This is a genomic window from Paracerasibacillus soli (assembly GCF_042432965.1).
GTDB lineage: Bacteria > Bacillota > Bacilli > Bacillales > Amphibacillaceae > Paracerasibacillus > Paracerasibacillus soli.
In genome coordinates, this window is record NZ_JBHLWL010000040.1 from 214,923 (window position 1) to 237,557 (window position 22,635).

Annotated in this window: 26 protein-coding genes; 17 read left to right on the top strand and 9 right to left on the bottom strand. The window is 34.7% G+C overall.

The features are described from left to right. Positions 1 to 81 precede the first annotated feature (81 nt). A complete protein-coding gene (gene fadH, locus ACFFIS_RS12170; protein WP_320379776.1) occupies positions 82 to 849 on the bottom strand; it encodes a 2,4-dienoyl-CoA reductase in 768 nt (255 codons plus the stop codon). Positions 850 to 1,030: 181 nt separating this feature from the next. On the opposite strand from fadH, the gene ACFFIS_RS12175 reads away from it, so the two are divergent. Next, on the top strand, positions 1,031 to 1,867 hold the full coding sequence (locus tag ACFFIS_RS12175; RefSeq protein WP_390187783.1) for a metallophosphoesterase: 837 nt from the start codon (positions 1,031 to 1,033) through the stop codon (positions 1,865 to 1,867). A gap of 183 nt (positions 1,868 to 2,050) precedes the next feature. After that, on the top strand, positions 2,051 to 2,524 hold the full coding sequence (locus ACFFIS_RS12180) for a YkyB family protein (RefSeq protein WP_390187784.1): 474 nt from the start codon (positions 2,051 to 2,053) through the stop codon (positions 2,522 to 2,524). Positions 2,525 to 2,795: 271 nt separating this feature from the next. On the opposite strand, the gene ACFFIS_RS12185 is transcribed toward ACFFIS_RS12180, so the two are convergent. Further along, positions 2,796 to 3,167 carry a hypothetical protein gene (locus tag ACFFIS_RS12185; RefSeq protein ID WP_390187785.1) on the bottom strand — a complete coding sequence of 124 codons (372 nt, stop codon included), beginning with the start codon at positions 3,165 to 3,167 and terminating at the stop codon, positions 2,796 to 2,798. Between the two features lie 82 nt (positions 3,168 to 3,249). Here ACFFIS_RS12185 and ACFFIS_RS12190 point away from each other — a divergent pair, with 82 nt between their 5' ends. Next, positions 3,250 to 4,158 carry a DMT family transporter gene (locus ACFFIS_RS12190; protein WP_390187786.1) on the top strand — a complete coding sequence of 303 codons (909 nt, stop codon included), beginning with the start codon at positions 3,250 to 3,252 and terminating at the stop codon, positions 4,156 to 4,158. A 40-nt stretch (positions 4,159 to 4,198) separates the two neighbouring features. Here ACFFIS_RS12190 and ACFFIS_RS12195 read toward each other — a convergent pair whose 3' ends face one another. Together ACFFIS_RS12195 and ACFFIS_RS12200 are read right to left on the bottom strand one after the other, a co-directional pair. Beyond that, positions 4,199 to 4,354, bottom strand: coding sequence for an FbpB family small basic protein (locus ACFFIS_RS12195; RefSeq protein WP_390187787.1), 156 nt, complete (start codon positions 4,352 to 4,354; stop codon positions 4,199 to 4,201). Positions 4,355 to 4,466: 112 nt separating this feature from the next. Continuing rightward, the gene (locus ACFFIS_RS12200) at positions 4,467 to 4,625 is read right to left on the bottom strand and encodes a Spo0E family sporulation regulatory protein-aspartic acid phosphatase (protein WP_320378806.1); all 159 of its coding nucleotides are present in this window, start codon (positions 4,623 to 4,625) and stop codon (positions 4,467 to 4,469) included. Positions 4,626 to 4,959: 334 nt separating this feature from the next. On the opposite strand from ACFFIS_RS12200, the gene lepB reads away from it, so the two are divergent. After that, positions 4,960 to 5,493: a signal peptidase I gene (lepB, locus tag ACFFIS_RS12205; protein WP_390187789.1), complete on the top strand. Its 534-nt coding sequence runs from the start codon at positions 4,960 to 4,962 to the stop codon at positions 5,491 to 5,493. 777 nt (positions 5,494 to 6,270) lie between these two features. Here lepB and ACFFIS_RS12210 read toward each other — a convergent pair. The 4 genes from ACFFIS_RS12210 to ACFFIS_RS12225 all read right to left on the bottom strand — a co-directional run bounded on the left by ACFFIS_RS12210 (position 6,271) and on the right by ACFFIS_RS12225 (position 10,724). Beyond that, a complete protein-coding gene (locus ACFFIS_RS12210; protein WP_320378804.1) occupies positions 6,271 to 7,629 on the bottom strand; it encodes a TrkH family potassium uptake protein in 1,359 nt (452 codons plus the stop codon). A gap of 345 nt (positions 7,630 to 7,974) precedes the next feature. Continuing rightward, positions 7,975 to 8,385 carry a YwpF family protein gene (locus ACFFIS_RS12215; protein ID WP_320378803.1) on the bottom strand — a complete coding sequence of 137 codons (411 nt, stop codon included), beginning with the start codon at positions 8,383 to 8,385 and terminating at the stop codon, positions 7,975 to 7,977. A gap of 29 nt (positions 8,386 to 8,414) precedes the next feature. Beyond that, a complete protein-coding gene (moaA, locus tag ACFFIS_RS12220) occupies positions 8,415 to 9,440 on the bottom strand; it encodes a GTP 3',8-cyclase MoaA (RefSeq protein WP_390187790.1) in 1,026 nt (341 codons plus the stop codon). A gap of 18 nt (positions 9,441 to 9,458) precedes the next feature. Beyond that, positions 9,459 to 10,724: a molybdopterin molybdotransferase MoeA gene (locus ACFFIS_RS12225; protein WP_390187791.1), complete on the bottom strand. Its 1,266-nt coding sequence runs from the start codon at positions 10,722 to 10,724 to the stop codon at positions 9,459 to 9,461. A gap of 305 nt (positions 10,725 to 11,029) precedes the next feature. On the opposite strand from ACFFIS_RS12225, the gene ACFFIS_RS12230 reads away from it, so the two are divergent. The 13 genes from ACFFIS_RS12230 to ACFFIS_RS12290 all read left to right on the top strand — a co-directional run bounded on the left by ACFFIS_RS12230 (position 11,030) and on the right by ACFFIS_RS12290 (position 21,443). Next, on the top strand, positions 11,030 to 11,779 hold the full coding sequence (locus ACFFIS_RS12230; protein ID WP_390187792.1) for a hypothetical protein: 750 nt from the start codon (positions 11,030 to 11,032) through the stop codon (positions 11,777 to 11,779). Between the two features lie 154 nt (positions 11,780 to 11,933). Next, complete coding sequence (locus ACFFIS_RS12235; protein ID WP_320378801.1) at positions 11,934 to 12,140, top strand: DUF1657 domain-containing protein; 207 nt, start codon at positions 11,934 to 11,936, stop codon at positions 12,138 to 12,140. Positions 12,141 to 12,200: 60 nt separating this feature from the next. Then, entirely contained in the window at positions 12,201 to 12,665 is a 465-nt protein-coding gene (locus tag ACFFIS_RS12240) for a hypothetical protein (protein WP_320378800.1), read from the top strand. Between the two features lie 16 nt (positions 12,666 to 12,681). Then, the gene (gene spoVAC, locus ACFFIS_RS12245) at positions 12,682 to 13,161 is read left to right on the top strand and encodes a stage V sporulation protein AC (RefSeq protein ID WP_390187794.1); all 480 of its coding nucleotides are present in this window, start codon (positions 12,682 to 12,684) and stop codon (positions 13,159 to 13,161) included. After that, positions 13,161 to 14,177 (top strand): stage V sporulation protein AD, encoded by a 1,017-nt coding sequence (gene spoVAD / locus ACFFIS_RS12250; RefSeq protein WP_390187796.1) that lies wholly within the window; start codon positions 13,161 to 13,163, stop codon positions 14,175 to 14,177. The genes spoVAC and spoVAD overlap by 1 nt, the downstream gene beginning before the upstream one ends. Then, positions 14,174 to 14,524, top strand: a complete 351-nt coding sequence (gene spoVAE / locus ACFFIS_RS12255; RefSeq protein WP_320378799.1) for a stage V sporulation protein AE — start codon at positions 14,174 to 14,176, stop codon at positions 14,522 to 14,524. Before spoVAD ends, spoVAE begins: the two co-directional genes overlap by 4 nt. Before the next feature lie 27 nt (positions 14,525 to 14,551). Next, positions 14,552 to 14,755 carry a DUF1657 domain-containing protein gene (locus ACFFIS_RS12260; RefSeq protein WP_320378798.1) on the top strand — a complete coding sequence of 68 codons (204 nt, stop codon included), beginning with the start codon at positions 14,552 to 14,554 and terminating at the stop codon, positions 14,753 to 14,755. Positions 14,756 to 14,770: 15 nt separating this feature from the next. Then, positions 14,771 to 15,631, top strand: coding sequence for a DUF421 domain-containing protein (locus ACFFIS_RS12265; protein ID WP_320378797.1), 861 nt, complete (start codon positions 14,771 to 14,773; stop codon positions 15,629 to 15,631). A gap of 274 nt (positions 15,632 to 15,905) precedes the next feature. Beyond that, the gene (locus ACFFIS_RS12270) at positions 15,906 to 17,135 is read left to right on the top strand and encodes a dicarboxylate/amino acid:cation symporter (RefSeq protein ID WP_390187799.1); all 1,230 of its coding nucleotides are present in this window, start codon (positions 15,906 to 15,908) and stop codon (positions 17,133 to 17,135) included. A 269-nt stretch (positions 17,136 to 17,404) separates the two neighbouring features. Further along, a complete protein-coding gene (locus ACFFIS_RS12275) occupies positions 17,405 to 18,940 on the top strand; it encodes a spore germination protein (RefSeq protein ID WP_390187800.1) in 1,536 nt (511 codons plus the stop codon). A 3-nt stretch (positions 18,941 to 18,943) separates the two neighbouring features. Further along, positions 18,944 to 20,050, top strand: a complete 1,107-nt coding sequence (locus ACFFIS_RS12280; protein ID WP_390187802.1) for a GerAB/ArcD/ProY family transporter — start codon at positions 18,944 to 18,946, stop codon at positions 20,048 to 20,050. Continuing rightward, positions 20,028 to 21,275: a Ger(x)C family spore germination C-terminal domain-containing protein gene (locus tag ACFFIS_RS12285; RefSeq protein ID WP_390187804.1), complete on the top strand. Its 1,248-nt coding sequence runs from the start codon at positions 20,028 to 20,030 to the stop codon at positions 21,273 to 21,275. Before ACFFIS_RS12280 ends, ACFFIS_RS12285 begins: the two co-directional genes overlap by 23 nt. A 9-nt stretch (positions 21,276 to 21,284) precedes the next feature. Further along, on the top strand, positions 21,285 to 21,443 hold the full coding sequence (locus ACFFIS_RS12290; protein WP_320378793.1) for a hypothetical protein: 159 nt from the start codon (positions 21,285 to 21,287) through the stop codon (positions 21,441 to 21,443). Positions 21,444 to 21,535: 92 nt separating this feature from the next. Here the strand turns inward: ACFFIS_RS12290 and ACFFIS_RS12295 are convergent, their stop codons facing one another. Then, positions 21,536 to 22,513 carry a zinc-binding dehydrogenase gene (locus tag ACFFIS_RS12295; RefSeq protein ID WP_320378792.1) on the bottom strand — a complete coding sequence of 326 codons (978 nt, stop codon included), beginning with the start codon at positions 22,511 to 22,513 and terminating at the stop codon, positions 21,536 to 21,538. Positions 22,514 to 22,635 lie beyond the last annotated feature (122 nt).

Sequence of the window (22,635 nt, forward strand, 5' to 3'; positions counted from 1 at the left end):
AGAGACTCCTTTAAAAGGTTAAAATACACCCATATTCAGTTTACCATAGTTCATCCATAAGCAAAAAAGAAATACTTAACATTAAAAAGGAAACTTATTTAACCATTGTCCTCCATCTAACGTTACGACTTCTCCATTCATATATGTTGCATGATCCGAAAACATAAAATATGCTAATTGTGCTATTTCTTCCGGCTTCCCAAGACGCTTTAATGGAACGGAATCAACAGTCCTCTGGGCCATTTCTTCCGACAAAAATAACACTTCCGCACCGCCTGTACGTTCAATCGGGCCAGGAGCAATTGCATTCACCCTTATACCGTACTTTGTACCCCACTCAACCGCTAGAGTTCTTGTCATATTGAGAACTCCTGCCTTTGCCGCAGAAGAATGAATGACACCAGCACCTGCATTCCAGGAATACGTTGCAACCATATTTAAAATTGCACCTTTAATATTGTTTTTTATCCAATATTTACCTACAGCTTGTGAACAGTAAAACGTACCATTTAAAACTATATCGATGACAGAATTCCAACCGTTATATGATAAATCTTCTGCTGCACAAATAAAATTTCCAGCAGCATTGTTTACTAAATAATCAATCGAGCCAAAAGTATCCACCGTTTCCGATACTAAACGTTCTACATCCTCCGTCTTTCTCACATCCATTGGAACCATTAATATTCTACCAGTTGCACTTTCTTCCATTTCTTTTTTCGCTCGTGTAAGCTTCTCTTCATTTCTCCCTGTTATGACAACATTTGCCCCTTCTTGTGCAAACTTTCTTGCCATATATTTACCCATCCCACTTGAGCTTCCTGTCACAATAACTGTCTTTTGTTTCATCATGTTCTTCCCCCTTGTATCATACACATTATAAAAACATCGTATTGTTGATAGCATATAAAGTCAAAGGAATTTACGCTTATTCTTATCATTTATTTTTATTTGCAATGTTTTCCGTGCTATAATTTAAGAACCGTAGCGTAGTAGGAAGGATAATATGTGAATGGACAGGAGAACTTTTATGAAGCGATTAATCGGAGGTTTTCTTACATTATTAGGAGTGAGTGGAGGAACGTATCATTACGCTCGTAATATCGAACCAAGGTTACTTCAAATAAATAACGAAACGATTCGCTCTACAAAGATTCCAAAATCGTATCACGGAATGAAAATTATTCAATTCTCTGATACACATATTGGTTTTCATTATACATTAGAGCAATTTCAAGAACTTGTTCAAACGATAAATAATCAATCACCTGATATCGTCGTTTTCACAGGTGACTTTGTTGATAGACCCGATACATATAATTGGAACGATGACATTACTTCTATTTTAGCTAGAATAAAGGCACCTTATGGTAAATTTTCAATTTATGGTAATCATGACCATGGCGGTTATGGAACGGATATTTTAAAAAATGTAATGAAACAAGCTGGTTTCAGATTACTTGTAAACGAACATGCTGTTATTGAAAAAGATTTTGACCGAATACTTATTGCAGGTGTAGACGATGTTATCTTAGGAAGTCCTGACTTGCAAAAAGCATTACAACATACCAATCCCGATTTATTTACGGTTCTTTTGGCACATGAACCAGATTTTGCAAATATAGCTAAGAACTACCCAATTGATGTTCAGCTCTCTGGGCATAGTCATGGTGGACAAGTCAGATTCCCAATTGTCGGTCATCTCTATACACCAGCATACGCACAACAATATATTCAAGGAAAATATGAATTAAACAAAGAGAATTTTATACTTTATGTGAATAAAGGTATCGGAACGACAAGACTTCCTTACCGTTTCTTATGCAAACCAGAAATTCATGTTTATACATTAGCATCCGCTTTCTAAATTCTTTTCCTTTGCTATCTTTAAAAAGAAGTAAGCCAATACGTTGTGTCACTTGCGCGTGTACAGGCTTTGATATACGATTAGAGTAGTAGAAAAATGATTTTACTTGATACAATACACACTTGCAAATAGTAATTTCATTATATTCCTATATAAAAATATATTAAGAGAGGAGGTCGCAGCATGAACCAGGAAACTTCCGTTCAGGACCTAGCAAAAGCTATCTTTACAGTAAATCGGCATGCTAAAACTGCACCCGAGCCACAGCATTTGTACACGATAAAAAGAGAAGCAATACAAAAGTTGTTACAAGAAAAAAGGGCAAAGAGAATCGGATTACATTTTTCGGACAACCCAAAGTTTAGTAATCAACATTCAACATTATTAGTTGAAGTAGGCAATTATTTTTTTCACATTCCCCCTACAAAAGAAGACTTCAAAGACCTGAAACATCTAGGTAAATTAGATCATAAATATCGCAATCCTCAAACGAAGATGTCTTTATCAGTAGCGAAAAAAGTAATCTATGAATACATAGATTGGAAAGAAGAAGAGAGAAAATCATCTACACGAAAAACGCGTTATTCTTCCTACTTTACGCCATCTTCTTTAGGTAAAATGGAATGGCCGCCAACTAACCGCGCCATTCGCAGATAATTTAATTTAAATGTTGCACATGAATTGCCATGTGCAATTCTTTATTTTCACAGGCTATTTATATACGAGGAAGGTTGTTCATGAAAAATTACTGAAGTTATTCTACTTCGTAAGTAATCGTACACATGTAGTTCCTGAAAGCTAATATATAAACCCCGTAATATATGAACACATCATTTCACACAAATCACAGCTACTTTGAATAGAGAAATGTGAATGAGTTACACGAGAGACTGATAGGAACATAATATAAGCGGAAAATAAGCTCTTTCTATGAATCTGGCTTTAATCTCCTCATTAGTTGTTTATACATACGGAAAAATAGCAATAGGCAGCCTAAAATGGCTAATGCTTGGAAAGAAAGCTTTAATAATTTAAAAAAGTACGGTTGTATGTGATCAATAAAAAAAACTGCACTTAAAAAAATAACCATATATAGTAAACTAGTCATCATATAATTTAATAAGGCTTTCGACTTCATTGTGATGACGAGTGATACAAATGGTCTTATAACAACATAACAGACGAATATACTTATGAACATAATCATGATAAAAATCATGTCATCTGAGAGGCCAAAAATATGTAAGAACGAAAAAATCGACTCATTCGTTTGAACGATGAACATATGAAAAAGACTCATATGAATCCCCCTTTTAATATACCTTTTAAACATTTTAAACGAAAGGTTATCATTTTATACATGATGGGAGTGTGTGATTGCTTTGATTAAGCGGGCATATCTGTTTATTATTATAGGCGCTGCTCTTTGGGGAACAATTGGCTGGTTTGTTAAAAATTTATATCATTTCGGATTTACACCAATGGAAGTAGTTAGTTTGCGGGCATTTTCTGCTGCATTTATTTTACTAGGTTATATGCTTGTTGCCGCACGAGAAACATTAAAGTTAAAGCATATTTTTGATATCCGCTACTTTATTGGGACAGGTATTTTTAGTATTATATTTTTTAACTTCTGCATGTTTACAACAATTGAACTAGCTTCTATTCCATTTGCGACAGCGCTATTATATACAGGACCAGCCTTTGTAACAATTATGTCTGTCTTCTTTTTCAGAGAAAAAATGAATCGATACAAGTTGATTGCGCTGTTTTTTACATTTATTGGTGTTTGTTTCGTTGTTGGTCTTATACCAATCCAGTTACATACTATCCAATATACAAGTTTAATATATGGAATTGGCTCCGGCTTTGGATATGCACTCTATAGCATTATTAGTAAATTTACTTTAAAAAAGTATACGAGTTTAACAATTACAACATACACATTTGTCGTAGCCGCAATTACGTTATTACCTTTTTTTCCTTTTAAAGAAAAACTTCATCTTCTAATAGAACCTGCTGTCTTATTTTATAGTATAGGCCTTGGACTACTTCCAACTGCATTTGCTTATATATTATATACGTATGGACTCCATCAAGCTGAAGCATCAAAGGCCTCCATTTTAACAACGATTGAACCAGTGGTTGCAACATTAATTGGCATATTTATTTTTCATGATCCTTTCTCCCTACTACAAACAGTTGGAATGGCTTCGATCATTGGCGCCGTTATACTAATCCAATTGCCACCAACAAGTATAGCAAACAGAAAGAACCAGGGATATTCATGATTCATGTCCCTGGTTCTGTATATGAACTTTAATCTTTTATTTATTGTGTATACCTACCTTCCATTTCGTCAGGTGCAATGGAGGATAGTCTTTTTTCCATTCGAATTTCAAGCTGCTCTATTTTCTCTTCATCTTGTAATAATTCTTGTTTATAGTGATCCACTAACTCATCAAAACTCATATTTCGAATACTCACTTCCTTCACTCCTCTCCTATTTATATTATACCCTAAAATAGTATGTTTAAATCTAAATTATGTGAACAATTTAGTAATTCTGTTACCAAGCTACATTTTCTTTTCTATTTGTTTACTTTCCTTTTAATTGTTCAAATTTATTTAGCAAATAATCTAATTCCTCGCTTAATTTAAGTGACTCAGGATTTGTCAACCCTTTTTCTATCGCAATTGCTGTCATCCTTTTTCTTGTATCCTCTATTTGCATAAGTAATTTATTTGTAGATGCCATATTTATTCTCCTTATGTACCGTTATTCATGCTATTAACATATATCATCTTACAACGTATATTTATCTTTACAACATGAATAATATAAAATAAAACAAGCTAGTGGATTGCATGTAACTTTGTAATAAACACATTAGTCTACCAATTCCATCATAGCATGATAGCATGTCCATACTGTATTCATGATAATTAATCTTGTATATACTTTCTTTAGCATAAATTTAAGAGATTTTATTCATAACATGATTGAAGCTATGTTATGATATTAATATCTTTAGTACGTTATACCCTCAATTGGGGTAATAATAAACGTCATAAGCAAGTTAACGAAAGGAATGTCCCCATTGACAAAACAGAAACAGAAAAATGAATGGTTAGAATGGTTGAAAGCAATACTCATTGCAATTATTATTGCCCTTATTGTAAGAAACTTTATTTTTGCGACTTCTATTGTTGACGGCGATAGTATGTTTCCAACATTAAAAGATGGAGAACGTGTCGTTTTTAATAAATTTGTTTACATGATTGGAGAGCCAAAACGTGGTGATATTGTGATTATACAAAGGCCACATAAAAATTACGTAAAACGCGTCATCGGTCTACCTGGCGAAACAATTGAAATACAAGATCATGTCTTATACATAAATGGTGATGAATATAAACAAACATTTATATCAAATGAGGCAATCAATTACACGGGTAATTTTGGGCCTATTCAAATACCGACTGATAGTTATTTTGTAATTGGAGATAATCGTGCAATAAGTAAGGATAGCAGAAATGGTTTAGGTTTTATTGATGAAGAGGATATTATTGGTCGTTCCGAATTGATCATTTATCCGTTTAGTGAATGGTCCTTAACAAGATAAAAAAACAGAGGCTAGGAAAAAAACAAAGTGTCAGATCCCTTAACTACTACATAGTATAAAAATAATGAGTTTTTACTAGTTATAATAGTAGTAACGAGGGGGTCAGACCCTTCTGTCCCGGCCTCTTTTCTATATAAGTAAAGTAAGAAGTAGGTATTGTCAGGCTATTATAATATAATTTACTGCATTAGCCTAGCCAGCACCTGACAACTAGCAAACATGGCCTCATAAAATATATAGGTTAGTTTGGCATTGTTACAGGATTTGGCAAGTTAGTCAATACGTTATAGTATAGGCGCGCTTACGCTCTTGTACTATTTTTCATTATCAAATACACATAGGCCTATATTCATTGCGAGTAAGCCAAAACAAACAACTCCAAACAGTATTTCAAACATAATCTGATGTACACCTCCTAGGGGAAACTTACTCCTTTTTATGTATGTTATGAAGACAATATAATTTTATTATACCAATACTTGTAAAGTAAATAAAGAAAATTATAGACTTTCTACGTTTCGAACATACTTTTCTATTTGATTTGATTGTAGTGATTTATAAAAAAACTTGAATCTAATCCATTTTTGATTCGGTTCCTATAAAAGTGATAAGTTTCCCTTTGAGTGGATACACGCTAATTCCCATGCTAAGTGATACATACATCTCTTGCTCATTCACAAGTATAGTAAAATGAAAATCCCCCAAATTTTATCATCGACCTGACGTTTAAGATTAAAAACTCGTCATGATAGTAAATAAGTATGCATACAACCTACATTAACCGATACTAATTCTTTCTTTTGGATAATGGTAATTTCCAACGTTTCTTTTCTTTTTAAACATAAATAGTACAGTAATTACCCCAACTCTTCCGATGAACATGAGGACCATCAGGATGATTTTGCTTGTCATTGATAATTTTGCTGTTATCCCTAAACTTAAACCGACTGTTCCAAAGGCTGACGTTACTTCAAACAGTATTTTTGTTACTGAAAATGGTTCAATTGCTAAAATAATAATTAATGATAGATAAACGATTGCAATAGCTAATAACGTGACAACTACAGCCTTTATTAAATCTTCTTCATGTGCTTCCCGATTAAACAAACGAACACTTGTTCCGCCTCGTGCATACGTGACGATAAAAATAATAACAAGTGCAAATGTCGTTGTACGAATACCACCACCAGCACTACTAGGAGAGGCACCAATAAACATTAGAAACGACATAAATAGTTGATTTTGTTCGGTGAATTGACTGACATCCACTGTCATTAAACCCGCACTTCTGGTTGTAACAGACTGAAATAAAGCATAAAAAATAACTTCATGCCATGATTTACCAGCAAAAAATGCATTCGCATCTAAAATATAAATTCCGATTGCCCCAACAATAATTAAGATTAAAAACGTCACAGTAGTTAGCTTTGTAAATAAACTAAAGCGGAAAAAGTTTCTACTTTTGCTAAACAAAAATTCCTTTACTTCGATTAATACTGGAAACCCAATCGCTCCAATAATAATTAAAATCATCACGATAAATTGTAAAAAGTAATCATTTTTAAAGGGAAGCATGGATTCTCCTGTAATATCAAATCCCCCATTAGAAATGGCGCTAATCATGCTAAAAACCCCATGTAGCATCGCTTTTTTGAGTGGATAGTATTGTAAGTAATAGATAGATAATAAAATGGTACTTATTAACTCAATGGCAAACAGTACATATATCATTTCTTTTACAAGTCTTACCATACCTTCAAATTTAAGTTGGTTTTGATCTGTCATAATTAATCTACGTTCTCTTAAGCCAATTTTTTTACCTAGCATAATCCAAATAAAGGTACCAATTGCCATGATACCAACAGCACCTAATTGTAAAATGAATACAATAAACATATATCCCGTTGTACTAAATGTATCCACAATTGACACTGGCGTTAGACCGGTAACACTTAAGGCACTAACTGCTACAAATAGTACATCAATAAATGCAATTTCCACGCCATCCTGATATGCAATAGGTAAAGATAACAATACAGTTGAGAAAATAACTGCAATAAAATAGAAGAACAAAATCATTTGAACTGGGGACAATTTATTTAACCATAAAAGTATTTTATTATTTGATCGAAACATAGTAAAACTCCCTATATAATATATATCAACTATAAAATGTGAAACCTCTATACAGTGGGGAATTTCACATTTCTCCCACTGATTGTTAATGGAACAAGTCGAGCTTACTGGCTGTTATCCCCTCTTATCATTCTTTAAACCGGCTTGAATTGGAGACTTTACAGCTTGTTATCCTACGATAAATTAAAACATAAAACTAATCATATTATAACAGTACGTGGATTCAATTACCTCATTTTTTATAATTTCACGTATTAGAAATATCTTTAACGAAAATTACAATTTTACATGCTTATTTACAAAAAAGAAAACTATCAACTCTTTAACCGTTGATAGCTAAATATATTAAATAAGTTCTTTAAATTTATTCAATAACACTTCCCCTTGGTACCCTTCATCAATTAACTGGCTAAGTAATGCCTCAATCTTACTCTTCCTTACATCTATAATTGTACCAATAAAGATAATGTTTATATGGTTACCTATATCATTAATACTATTAATTTCTGTAATAAATGTTGCTGGTTCGTTTGTATCTTTCGTAATCTTAGCTTCCAGCATAATTTCCTCACGTTCCCGTTGTAACCGTTCAAATAAATCACGATATTTTTTATCAATAAACGCTTCAATTACCCATCGGTTTTTTTCATCTTCTCGATTAATAATAAGTCCATCCATGAGCTGTATTTTATCATATACTAATTCTTCATCAATTGCCTGCTTCACAACGAGTGATTTTAATTTAAAGGTCTTCATTATTCACCGCTCCTGACTAACCGTTAAAATTATCCACCAATATAAGACATTTCAATCTTCTTCCGGTTTTCACTTTTTGTCTTCTTAAGTCTTAAATCTGAATAACGATCTTTCCGCGTACGCCATAATTGGATAAGTTCTGTTTTCAATTGTTCATCAGTTAAGCCACTTCTTAATTTATTTTTAATCTCATATCCTCCAGTTGCAAATAAACATGTATATAATATACCATCAGCTGATATTCTCATTCTCGTACACGAACTACAGAAAGAATCTGTAACGGATGAAATCACTCCAATCTCACCGATTCCATCTTGATAACGATATCGTGAAGCTACCTCACCATAGTAGTTTTGATCGATAGACTCAAGCGGCATTTCTTTATCAATGAGCTGTATAATATCTTGTTTTGAAATGACATGTTTCATATCCCAACCATTATGATTTCCTACATCCATAAATTCAATAAATCTTAAAATAATATTTTTATCTTTAAAAAATCTAGCCATAGGTAGTATTTGATTTTCATTCATTCCCTTTTTTACTACCATATTTATCTTAATAGTAAGACCAGCTTTCTTCGCAGCCTCAATCCCCTTTAATACCGGTAAAGTACCAACACCCCGACCATTTATAGCTTTAAAAACTTCATCTTCTATGCCATCTAAACTAATGTTAACTCTTTCCAAACCGGCATCCTTTAAAAGTTGGGCCTGTTTTGGTAATAAGATACCATTTGTTGTTAGCGCGATATCTTTGATTCCAGTAATTTGATAAAGTCTTTTTATTAAATCAGGCAGGTTTTTTCTTAATAATGGCTCCCCACCGGTAATCCTGACCTTTTCTATCCCTAACAATGCAAACTGGCGTACTACTCGTTCGATTTCATCAAACCCGAGTAACGCTTCCCCTTTTAAAAAAGGGTAATCATTACCAAAGATCTCCTTAGGCATACAATATGTGCATCTTAGATTACATTTATCTATAACAGAAATACGCAAGTCCTTCAACAAGCGGCCAAAGTGATCCTTAATTGGTGTAATTTGCTCAGTCAACGAATCCACTCCCTCTTTTTAATCAAAACTTAATTGCCCTTCTTTATTTTCCAACAACAGTACATCAACTGTTTCACCAGCTAACAAGTTACTCGTTCCAGCTGGAAGAATCATGAAACAATCCGTATGTGCTAACGATGATACAACATTCGATTTATCCATTCCCGCAGGTACAACGAAAACTTTTTCTTTTTCATAAGTTAGATAACTTCGGACAAATCTTGTCACGGGGTTATTTTTTATAAAATCTTCACGCATAATAGCTTTTATACGAGTGAGATAAGGTGTTGGGCTATGTAAAAATGAATGTATTATCGGTCGGACAAATAATTCAAATCCTACATAACATGCAGATGGATTGCCTGACAATCCAAATAATAATTTACCATCTTTCATGGCCACGGTCGTGACACTTCCGGGACGCATTGCTACTTTATTGAATAAAACATGTGCATGTAATCGCTCATAAATGACTGGCATGAAGTCAAAATCACCAACTGACACACCACCAGTTGTAACGAATAAATCAACATCACGGAGTATTTTCTTTATTTTATTATAACTTAATTCTACATTATCAGGCAGTTGTCCATAATAAATGCATTCCCCTCCAGCACGATTAATTTGGGCAGCTATCATGTACGCATTTGAATTACGAATTTTACCTCTTTCTAACGGTTCATGAACCTCTAATAATTCCGTACCAGTTGCAAATAAACCAACGACTGGTTTTTTCGTTACCTTTACTTGTTGATAACCAAAAGTTGCCAAGAGCGCTTGCACACCCGGATTAATCACGGTACCTTTCTTTACTAAAACCTCACCTTTTTTTACTTCTGAGCCTTCTTTTATAATATTTTCACCATTTTTTAAAGGTCTTGTTATTTGAACATATTCTCTATCGTTACGTATATACGTATGACACACCTCAAACATGGCAACACAGTTCGCCCCGTCAGGAATTTCCGCCCCCGTCATAATTCGAATCGCTTCATTTTTCTTCAGTTGCTTATTTGGTATATCTCCAGCACCAATATGATCTATAACCTCAAATTCAACTGGATTATGTTTTGTGGCATTGTATGTATCAGTTGCACGAAAAGCAAAACCATCATATGGTGATTTATCAAAAGAAGGAATATGATTTGTTGCAATAATTGACGTACCTAATCTTCTACCATCACATTCGGTTATTGATATTTTTTCTAACGAACCTAATTGTTGATGATCCATCACGACCTGTATGGCCTCTTCAACTGAGATTTCATTGCGAATTTTCACCAATGGTCTACCCCTTCCAACTACATCTTTCTCCCTCTAAGAGTAAGTTTCTATTTGACATCTCCTCTCCGGTAGTAGTTATCATCCAGTTTACCAAATTTATTAATTAATTGGAATTTTAACTTTAACTAATGTGCATAACATATAAATTAAAACTTCAATTTCTGACCAAATAATACAATGATAATCATTCATATATTATCATAATATGCACAATGAACGATCTCATGAATTTGTGTATTTATCTAAAATCTTTTAAAGTGATATATAATGTATAAGAAATGATAGATGAACGGGGGAAATCGTAATTGTTTAAACGTATAAGTTTGATATTTACTTTGCTGCTTCTTGTCGCTTGTACAAATAGCAAACCAGCTTTACAAAAAGTGGATCAAGCAAGAAATATAACAGAAGACAAACCCACACTTGTTGAAACCGAGCAAGATGATGAATTAGAAGAATTTATTGAGTTTGTCCTAGAAGATGAGGTTATTCGAGTAAATTTAACTGCCGTGCCAATTTTACAACAATATCTAATGGGTTCCAAAGACCGAAATAAAGAAATAGAACGAATGTCCATCTATCCTTTATTCCAGGAAAATAAGGACTCAGTAGATAGTGAAGACGAAACATTCTCTGAACCGGTGTACTTACTGGAATTTTCTTGTTACCAATCAGCCTGCTCATATTTATTGCTCAATCAAAATCAAAAAAACCATGCATTTCTCATAGCTGATCTTGCAACGTGGGAAAATGTACAACTTTCTCCTAAAGGTTCCAAAGTACTTTTGACTTTCTCTCGTGAAGTAAAAACGCAAATAACAAATAATATTGTCGTCGTTGATCTCATGAATTGGGAACGATTACCACTACAAAATGAAACAAATGATTTATCGTTAACACCGTACAAATGGGTTATACCGACAGTTGAGTGGATTAATGACGAACAAATATCGGTTACAATAAAAGATGGTCCACCGAATAAAACGGATGAATCCACCACTACTTCCTCTGAACCATTTATACATGTAACCATAAGTTTTGATAAAAAAGAGTAGCCGTCCTACTCTTCCATATAAAGAATAAATTCTCTCAAACAGCACAAGCTTTACATAGTGCTGTTTTTACTTTTTCAAACCAGGAAATGGTACGCATAAATAGATGATAAAAAATGAACGATAATATTGAAGTACTTCACAAGGAGGACATTTCATGACAGTAGGAACGCAATTAAAACAAACTGTAGCCGGATTAAAAAGTGCCCAAGCAAGCTTAGAAACATTTGCTATTCAAACTGAAAATAAACAAGCTAAACAAATGTTCACCGACGCCGCTGAGCAAACACAAAGGGTGTTGGATCTTGTAGAACCTCGTGTTAAGGAAATAGAACAAGAAGAACCACAATACAAAGGTTTCTAAATTAATATTTAAAATAGAGGGGTTTTTCCCCTCTTACTACGTTTGAAAAAGGTGGAAACAATGTCATATTTATTTCGCATCCAGATTTTTGTTGTAATTGCTATATTATTATTAGGTTGCCAATCGGTTTCAGACAATGCAGTAAACGAAGACCAAAGTAGACAATTCACGAATATTGCGAATCCGACAAAACATGGCCAACAAGACACTGAATTTGTCATCAATTATGTTAAACAACATGCAGATGTTACATCCGTAAAAGCAGCAAATGGAAAGAAGGACATAATTGTTGCAATTCGTGTTCCCCATGCTAAACGATTTGATTTAGTAGGCATCCGTAAAGATCTAAAAAATAAAATTAAAAATCAACTTCATGATGATAAAAATGTCGTCATTTCAACTGATGAAAAAATATACCTAGAAGTATCAGATTTACAGGATAAAATGAATAACAATGAATTAACAAAAAAACAAATAGAAAAAGAAGTGAAGCGAATTATCGCATTATCAAAGGAACAAACTTAATGAAAGAGTGAATGAATTGGCAAATAATAAAAATAAAAAACTTACTCCCGAAGCACAACAATACCAAGCATTTCAACAAAAAAGAGAGGCGAAACGACCTGTTATTAAAAACTGTATAAAAGCCTTTTTTGTCGGTGGATTCATTTGTTTAATTGGTCAACTCATTTCGACATTTTACATTTACTTTTTTGATTTTACAGAGAAAACAGCTGGTAACCCAACTGTTGCCACATTAATCTTTATCACAATGCTTTTAACGGGATTTGGTATATACGACAGAATTGGGCAGTTTGCTGGTGCAGGTTCCGCGGTTCCTGTAACAGGTTTTGGAAACTCAGTTATTTCAGCAGCAATTGAACATCGATCAGAAGGATTTGTTTTAGGTGTTGGTGGCAATATGTTTAAGTTAGCAGGTTCTGTTATTTTATTTGGTGTTTTTTCTGCTTTCATTGTCGCCCTCATCAAAACAATTCTTATACAATGGGGTGGCTTATAATGTTGAAAGGGCATCGTACATGGATATTTGATAATAAACCAGTCATTATCTCGACAGGGACAGTTGGTGGCCCTTTTGAAGCGAAAGGAAAGATTCCTGAAGCTTTTGATATTCTACACGGTGATACGTGGCTAGAGCAAGATTCTTTTGAAAAGGCACAACAGGTTATGCTGGAAGAGGCTTGCCAACATGCTATCAAAAATAGTCCCATACAAAAAGAACAAGTAGAATTTTTTATTGGCGGAGATTTAATTAATCAAATAACACCAACAACACTTGCTGCCAAAACATTAGATATACCATACTTTGGAATTTTTAGCGCATGTGCTACTTCTATGGAAGGACTGGCTTTAGCAGCATTTATAATAAATGCCGGTGGTGCGAATTATATTTTAAGTGGCACCGCAAGCCATAACAGCGCGACCGAACGACAATTCCGTTATCCTACAGAATATGGCGGTCAAAAACCTCCCACTGCACAATGGACCGTAACTGGTGCAGGATGTGGCCTCCTTGCTAAAGCAGGTTCTGGCCCAGTAGTCACTTCGGCTACAATTGGTAAAGTAGTCGATTTGGGAATTACAGACCCTTTTAATATGGGAAGTGCCATGGCTCCTGCTGCAGTTGACACGATTATAACACACTTAAAAGAAATGGGTGTTGATCACTCTTATTATGACCTTATTGTAACTGGAGATCTTGGAAAAGTGGGTAGGGAAATATCATTTGATCTCCTACATGAGAAAGGTGTCCCAATTAAAGAAGAGCAATTCGAAGATTGTGGGATAGCCATCTACAAAGAAGAACAACCAGTCCTATCCGGTGGGAGCGGGACAGCAAGTTCGGCAGTTGGTATATACGGTCACTATTTAAAAAAGTTAACGGAAGGAAAAGTAAAACGGATTTTAGCCGTAGCAACTGGGGCGCTACATTCTCCAATGTCTATGCAGCAAAAAGGTTCTATTCCATGTATTGCACATGCTGTTTCTATTGAGTCAGGAAGTGATATTTCATGATCTTTTTTTGGGCTTTTGTTGTTGGTGGACTCATTTGTGTAATTGGTCAAATAATGTTTGACGTTTTCAAACTAACGCCAGGCCACACATTGAGCATTTTAGTCGTGTTAGGAGCAATATTGGATGGCATTGGTTGGTACGAGCCTTTAATTGACTTTGCCGGAGCTGGTGCTACCGTTCCGATTACAAGCTTTGGAAATTCGCTCGTCCATGGTGCAATGGCAGAGGCAGAAAAACATGGGCTAATTGGTGTCATAACCGGTATGTTTGAAGTAACAAGTTCAGGTATTTCTGCAGCGATCATTTTCGGAATGATTGGTGCCTTAATATTTAAACCAAAAGGATAATATTGAAGCATAAAGTGAGGGATAAATATGACAGTTGGTTCACAAGTCAGATCATGCTACGCAAGCATTAAAAGTATCGAAGCAACGATGGATATATTGGCTAATCAGACTACAAATAAAGAAACGCAAAAAGTACTAGAGCAAGCAAATAAACTTATTTACGATATAAAATTTGATCTTGATCAACAATTAACGATGTTGATAAATGAAGAACCGCAATATAAGAAATAGAAAGGAAATACAAAGATGCCAAACTGGTTAGAAATCGCTCTCAGGGCTTTCGCACTCGTCGTCGTGTTATTTTTCATGACAAAATGGCTCGGAAAAAAACAATTATCTCAATTAAATATTTTTGAATATATTTCAGGAATTGTTTTAGGCGGAATAGTCGCTATCCACTCAAGTGTTTTAGACACACCAATAATATATGGGTTAATTGCGATGTTCATTTGGTTTATCATTCCCTTTTTTGTCGAATGGTTATCTTTAAAGAGTAAAGCCTTTCGTAACTTCTCCCAAGGTAAAAGTACGGTCGTGATACAAAATGGTAAAATAATGGAAGATAAATTGAAGCAGGAACGGTATTCCACTGACGACTTACTTGAAAATTTACGGAGAAACAACATATTTCAAGTGTCAGATGTTGAATTTGCAATTCTTGAGCCTAGTGGTGCGTTAAGTGTACTACCGAAGTCTGACAAACAATCACTTACTGCAGCTGATTTGGGAATCAAAATGCCACCTAGACGGGAGCCGCAAACAGTTATCATGGACGGAAGAGTTCTCTTAGAACCACTAGCCAATACTTCCTTAAATCCAACTTGGCTAGAAACAGAACTAGAAAAAATGAATATTAGCATTGAAAATGTATTTCTCGGACAGGTCGATAGCGACGGTCAACTCACCGTCGATTTATACGATGATAAGCTTGCCGTTCCAAGTCCCACCCAAAAGCCTATGCTTTTAGCGACTATGAAAAAGTGCCAAGCTGATTTAGAATTATTTGCTTTGGAAACAAGAAACGAGCAGTCAAAAGATATGTATGAGAAAAATAGCAAAAAACTACAAACTGCAATTGACTTAGTAACACCTTACTTAAAAAATTAAATACTTTTTTTACTCCCCTTTTTCGTGTAAACTACGATTACGTGTTAAATTACTACGTAACCAAAAACTAAAATAAGTGATTGTTCAAAAAGAAAATAATGGACAAGGATTTAAAAATACCGTTGGTCTGATACAATTCTACGCTATACATTTCTCCACTGCATTCTTGGAAGAAAATAAGCCTTCTATATAGATTTGTGTAAAAATTAGCCAATGACTCGTTATTTACGTTTAACGTACTTTTTGAACCACTTCTTTAAGGGAGAAGAAATGTATGAAAGAAAAGTTAATAGCCTACCGTTTTCCAATTATTTTACTTGTATCAATTATTATCGGATCCATTATTGGTCTCATTTTTGGAGACCGGGCAAGTATCATAAAACCACTTGGTGACATATTTATTAATTTATTATTTATGGTTGTAATACCGCTTGTATTTTTTTCTATTTCTTCGGCTATTGCCAATATGAATAGCATGAAACGTTTAGGTAAAATTATGGGTACGATGATGACCGTATTTATTCTAACAGGAATTATCGCCTCCGTATTTATGTTAATTGCAACCGTAATCTTTTCACCTGGAAGTCATGCTGCTATTCCACAGGAAACACCTGAAGCAGTAGATCAGTTAACTTTGTCAGAGCAATTAGTACAAACTTTCACGGTATCAGATTTCATAGATTTATTTTCCAGAAAAAACATGCTTGCACTTATTGTATTTTCAGTATTAATCGGGATTTCCACTGGTTTAGTCGGGGAAAAAGGTAAACCATTTGCTAAATTCCTTGTGAGTGGGTCGGAAGTTTTTATGAGACTTGTACAACTCATTATGTATGTAGCTCCAATTGGATTGGGGGCATACTTCGCTACCTTAATCGGTCAATTTGGTGCTGATTTAATTGGTGACTATGCAAAGGCTGTTATCATTTATTATCCAGTGGCTATATTATACTTTTTTATTGGCTTTACATTATACGCATTTATTGCTGGTGGAAAAAAAGGCGTCGGACATTTTTGGAAAAATATCCTTTCTCCTGCTGTTACATCATTAGGTACTGGGAGTAGTATTGCTTCATTACCAGTTAACCTACAAGCTGCCAAAAACATTGGCGTTCCAAAAGACATCAGAGAAACTGTATTACCGCTTGGTGCAACAATACACATGGACGGCTCCTGTCTGTCTGCTATGTTAAAAATTGCATTCGTCTTTGGAGTTTTTCATATGGACTTTAGCGGGTGGCAAACATTTCTGACAGCGATTGGTATCTGTTTATTATCAGGAATTGTAATGAGCGGTATCCCCGGAGGTGGGTTCATGGGCGAAATGATGATTGTCACATTATACGGCCTACCAATCGAAGCTCTACCAATTATCTCAGCAATCGGTGTCGTTGTCGATCCTCCAGCGACAATGGTAAACGTAACAGGCGATACCGTTTCAAGCATGCTTGTCACAAGAAAACTAGAAGGAAAAGACTGGATGGTTCAAGTCCAGCATACGTAAAAATAAGCTTCTTCGTTCAAGATAAAGCAATACTATCTTCGTAATTAAATTCATTACTTTACATTTGAAAAAGAGGTTGGGACAGTCTAACTCCCTCGTTCAACTACTATAAATAATAAAAAGTTCAGTGTTTCATGCTGATTGTAGTAGTTGAGGGAGTCTGACAATTTGGTTTTGTCTCAGCTTTTTTTTGCTTTTTGTGATGTAAATGAATAAACACTGTCATTCGAGGCATTCTAATTATATGATGTTACATTGGAGTGTCCTTTATGTTAGCTAAGTTTGTGAAACAACTAATGAATCAGCCAGATAAAAAGAAGGAGAATCCAAATAATTCGGGTAATGGTAATCCTTTAACACCTAAACAAATTCAAGACAATTTACAAGATAATATTCAGACGTTTAAAAAGCTATATTCATATCCTAAGAACTCTGATATTACGTTTAGAAATTTAAAAATAAGCGGACTACAAAAACAAGCTACATTACTATTTATTAAAACAATTACGGACATCCAAGAAATTGAAAATAGTATCATTTCTCCTTTAATTAGCAATCAAGATGAAAGTAAGATTGAAAATATTGTAGCCGGAAATACCATCACTACCACCTCTACTATCTCGTCTTTGATAAAACATGTGAACGGTGGAGATGCCATATTATTTATCGAAGGTTTTCAAGTTGCATATATTTTTAATGCAGGTAACTTTGAGTCTAGAAATATTGAACAACCAGAAAATGAACATGTTGTCAAAGGGCCAAAAGAAGCTTTCATCGAAAAAGCTTCATCAAATATTTCACTCATTCGTAAAAAAATTAAAAATGAAAACCTCATTGTAGAATCGATGTCCATTTCAAAACGTGCGAATAACGAAGTATTTATGTTATATGTAAACGATTTAGCTAATGATAAACTAGTTGATAATATAAAAAAACGACTTGATTCCCTAGATGTTGATATGATACAAAATCTATCGTTATTAGAGCAATACATAGATGAAAGAAGTTATTCCGTTTTTCCTACGATACTATATACAGAACGACCCGATCGCGCAGCTTCCTTTATTGCAGATGGCTTTATTGTGTTAATTATGGATAATTCACCAGATTGCTTAATTTTACCTGCAACTTTTTGGTCATTTTACCATAACGCGGAAGATTACTATTTACGTTTACCTTATGGAAATTTCACGCGTTTTTTGCGGGGCCTTGCATTACTAATTACCCTGCTTACCTCTGCTATTTATATTGCGTTAACAACCTTTCACGCCGGAATGATTCCGCCCGATTTGCTTTTTGCCATTGTATCGGCACGCTTTAAAGTCCCTTTAACAGTATTTGCGGAAATTATTCTGATGGAGATAGCTTTTGAATTAATTAGGGAAGCTGGATTACGTGTACCTACCCCTATCGGTCCAACGATTGGAATCGTGGGTGCCCTTATTTTAGGTCAAGCAGCAGTACAGGCGAACGTTGTCAGTCCAGTAGTCGTCATTGTAGTTGCTTTAGGTGGATTATGCTCATTTGTCATTGGAGATTATAGCCTTAACTACGCCTTTCGTATATCGCGTTTTGCTTGCATATGTGCAGCTTATCTTTTTGGATTTTATGGAATTATGGCAGTATTCGTCATGGGATTAACATACTTATCTTCATTAAAATCATTTGGTGTACCATATTTATCACCATTAACACCATCATACATCCCATCAAAAAATACAATTTTTCGAACAATATTGAGTAAAGATCGTTTTCGCCCAGGTTTCATAAAGCCAAAGGATACACAAAAAAAGACAGGTGATTAATTCATGTTGGAACCAGAAGGTAAAGTTGGTATTCGTGAATTTGTTGCACTTGCAGTTATTATGACAGGTGCAAAGATTACTGATGATACCCCAGTCATATTTATAACCGGATTAGATACCGCTGCTTGGATGTCACCCTTTTTTCTAAGTTTGTTTATTGGCTTGCCAACTTTGATGATGTTTAAGGTACAAAGTAAATTTGACACGACAAGTTTTGCCGAATATATGAATCAGCTTTTCGGGAAGGTTTTAACAGTTATTATATTGCTTTTCATTTGGGTTGTCTTTTCATATACGATTGTACTTGATTCAGCAAAATATACAGATATTATTTCCACGATGTACTTTCCTGAAACTGCCCCTCTATGGATTTACGTTGTCCTCATGGGGGTTTGTGCCTATGTAGGAAAGAAAGGGATAGAGAATATCGGCTCCATTTCCTGGGTTTTATTCCCGATTATTAATGCAGCATTTTTAATCGCATTGGTGCTAGGTATCATGCAAGGTACATCTGAATTCCTATTTCCCATTTTCGGATCCGGCGAAATAGAAATCATCAAGGAATCTTTTTTACGTGGTTCCGTACAATTTGACTTATTACTGCTCTTTGTCGTCATTCCCTTTGTGTCAAGTTTAAAGAGTTTCAAAAAAGGAACATTGATAGCTGTCTCTATACTAATTGTAGAGATTACCTTTGCATTTATCGCCTTTATTGTCATATTTGATTTTGAAACAGCAAAATTAATTAGTTATCCTTATCATGAATTATTACGATTCATTCACTTTGGTAGCCTAGAAAATATTGAAACAATCTTTTTCCCTTTCTGGCTTGTCGTCCCGTTTATTAGAATAAGTGTGTATTTATTTATTTCTGCTTATATATTTGGACAAATATTCAACATTAAACACTTTGAGTATCTCATCCCGATTTTTGCCTATATTATTATATTTATTGGTTTAATTCCAGATTATCCTACACTTACGTTGTACCACATCCGCGATAAACTGATGATTTATATGACTCCTTTTGTTTATATTTTTCCATTTCTATTATGGACAGCAGCAAAATTAAAGGAGAAGAAGAACCATGATATACAACCAAAATCTTAACAAAATATTGTCCCTACTTTTACTTTGCCTATTATTATCTAGTTGTGCAGATCGAACAGAGGTTGAAACAAGTGCCTATATTTTAGCTGTTGGTTTAGATAAATCACCTAATGATAATAGTGATAACATCCAAGTCACCTATCTTATCGCAAACCCAGAGTATGGTACCGAACAGCAAGGCGGCGGTGCTCCTCCCAATGCCGCACCTGCCGAAATTATTTCCTTTGAAGCAAGCGATATTATTTCTGCCGAAAATATAGCAAATGCCGTCATAGCTAAAGATGTTACTTACAATATATTACGTGCATTTGTTGTATCAGAGGAATTTGCCAAAACAGATAACTTTATGCGTTGGATGTACGATATTACAAAAGGTATCGCATTAAGAAGAGATATAAACTTTTTGGTTACAAAAGAAGATCCATTAACATTTTTCGAAAAAAACCAACCAGTACTGGAATCAAGAATGCATAAATACTTTAAATTTGTTTTTGAGCAAGACACAAAAACAGGCCAAATTCCTAATTCAGTTGTAAATGATTTATTTAGAATTACTGCAGCCGACGGAGATTTATTTTTAGCGATTTATGCAACAGCCGAACAATCAGATCAGCCACTTTCAAATCCTGCCAATTATAAAGCTGGTGAATTCCCTTATGAAGGAAGAACAAACTTCATTAATTATGGAGGTTCCGCTGTTTTTAAGAAAGGTAAAATGATTGGTACGCTTACAACAGAAGAAACAAAACTCTCCATCCTATTAAAAAGAACATTAAGCGCGGAGGATATGTTGTTTATATTAGAAGATCCATTTAACGACGCATATGAAATGACAATAAAAGTGGAACAACGTGAGAAGGCGGATGTCCAAGTTGATATTAAGAATGATACGATTACAGTTGATCTTCCACTAGCAGTCGATGTACTAACGAACCACAGTATGGTAGATTTTGCGGATAGTACGACAAGACAACATGAACTTAAAGAATCCATTAGAAGCCAATTACATAATAAAATAGAAAAATTGATAAAGAAGACGAAAGAAGAATTAAAAGGTAATCCATTTGCTTGGTCACTTGCCGCTCGAAAACAGTTTTTAACTATACCAAAATATAAAGCTTATAATTGGATGGAAAAATACCCCGATATGGATGTAAAAGTTTCCGTTGATATAAGGGTAGAAAATGTAGGACGTCAGGTAGAGCTACCAAAAATGAAGGAGTAAGAGATAAATATGAAGATATTTATTTGGATTAGTATGATTCTCATGTTTTTCTATGCGGTACACTTTACAACTGAGCTATGGAAAAGCAAAAGCAAAGTCGGCGCAATTGTCGTAGGTATATTAGCATTAACGATTATCACTACGCCTTTTCTTTCCGTATTAAAGTAAAAAACCAATGAGGTTGAGAAAAAACAAAAAGGATCTGCCTCCCCTCAGGGCGGATCCTTTTGTGCCGGCCTCATCATACTTATTTTAGCGAATTAAAAACTTAGTCCAATCTTACCGAATTGTTTATTTACTTCTAACTTATGAAACGCTTCTTGCGCCCGCTCCAATGGGAAAAACTCATCGATTACAGGATGTATTTGATGTGTTTCAACATGTTTTGTCATATTGCGAAATTCCTCACGACTTCCCATTGTCGATCCTAATAATGTATATTGCCCATAGAAGAACTCTCGTAAATCAAACGTTATCGTATCTTCTGTTGTCGCACCAAAGACAACAATTCTACCACCCGGTTTTAATACTTTTAATGAACGATGAAACGTAGCACGTCCTACGCTTTCAATTACTAAATCTATCGTATAATTTGCCAATTCCTTCTCCCAATCTGCGTTTGTATCAACCGCTACATCTGCACCAAGTTTTTTAGCTGCAGCTAACTTCTCCTTGCTTCGAGATGAAACGATAACAGTAGCTCCAAGGTTTTTAGCAAACTGAATTAAATAAGTGGCAACCCCACTTCCCGCTCCGGGAATAAACACCGTTTCTCCTGCTTTAATCTGGCCTCTTGTGACGAGAGCGCGGTAGCCTGTTAATCCAGCTAAACCTAAAACCCCTGCCTCTTCCCACGTTAGAAAGGAAGGTTTTTTCTCTACTTGATGAGCATCAATAACTATTTTTTCAGCGAAAGTGCCATTATCGGGCATTCCCAAAATATCAAATTCCTTTGGTGGTGCTACACTTTCCTTAAACCAACGCAAACTCGGATTAATGATGACTGCATCTCCTTCTTTTACATTCGTTACTCCTTCTCCAACCGATGCAATGATGCCTGCTCCATCTGACCCTAAAATTAATGCCCCAACTTCATTACCGCGTCGATTTGGTATGTATAAATCACGTCGATTTAAGCCAGCCGCGCGTATTGCTACAACTACTTCTCCTTTTTCTGCAACTGGTTCTGGCATATCTTTTATAAGTAATTTTCCATATTCATGAACATAAGCTTTCATCATCATCCCTCCACTTATTTTCTTCATCACCACTATTTTTCCATAGTTCTGATAACAACAGCAAATAATATGACTTCTTTTCTATGTGTATTACAGTTAGTTTCATGCAGTATGTATAATTT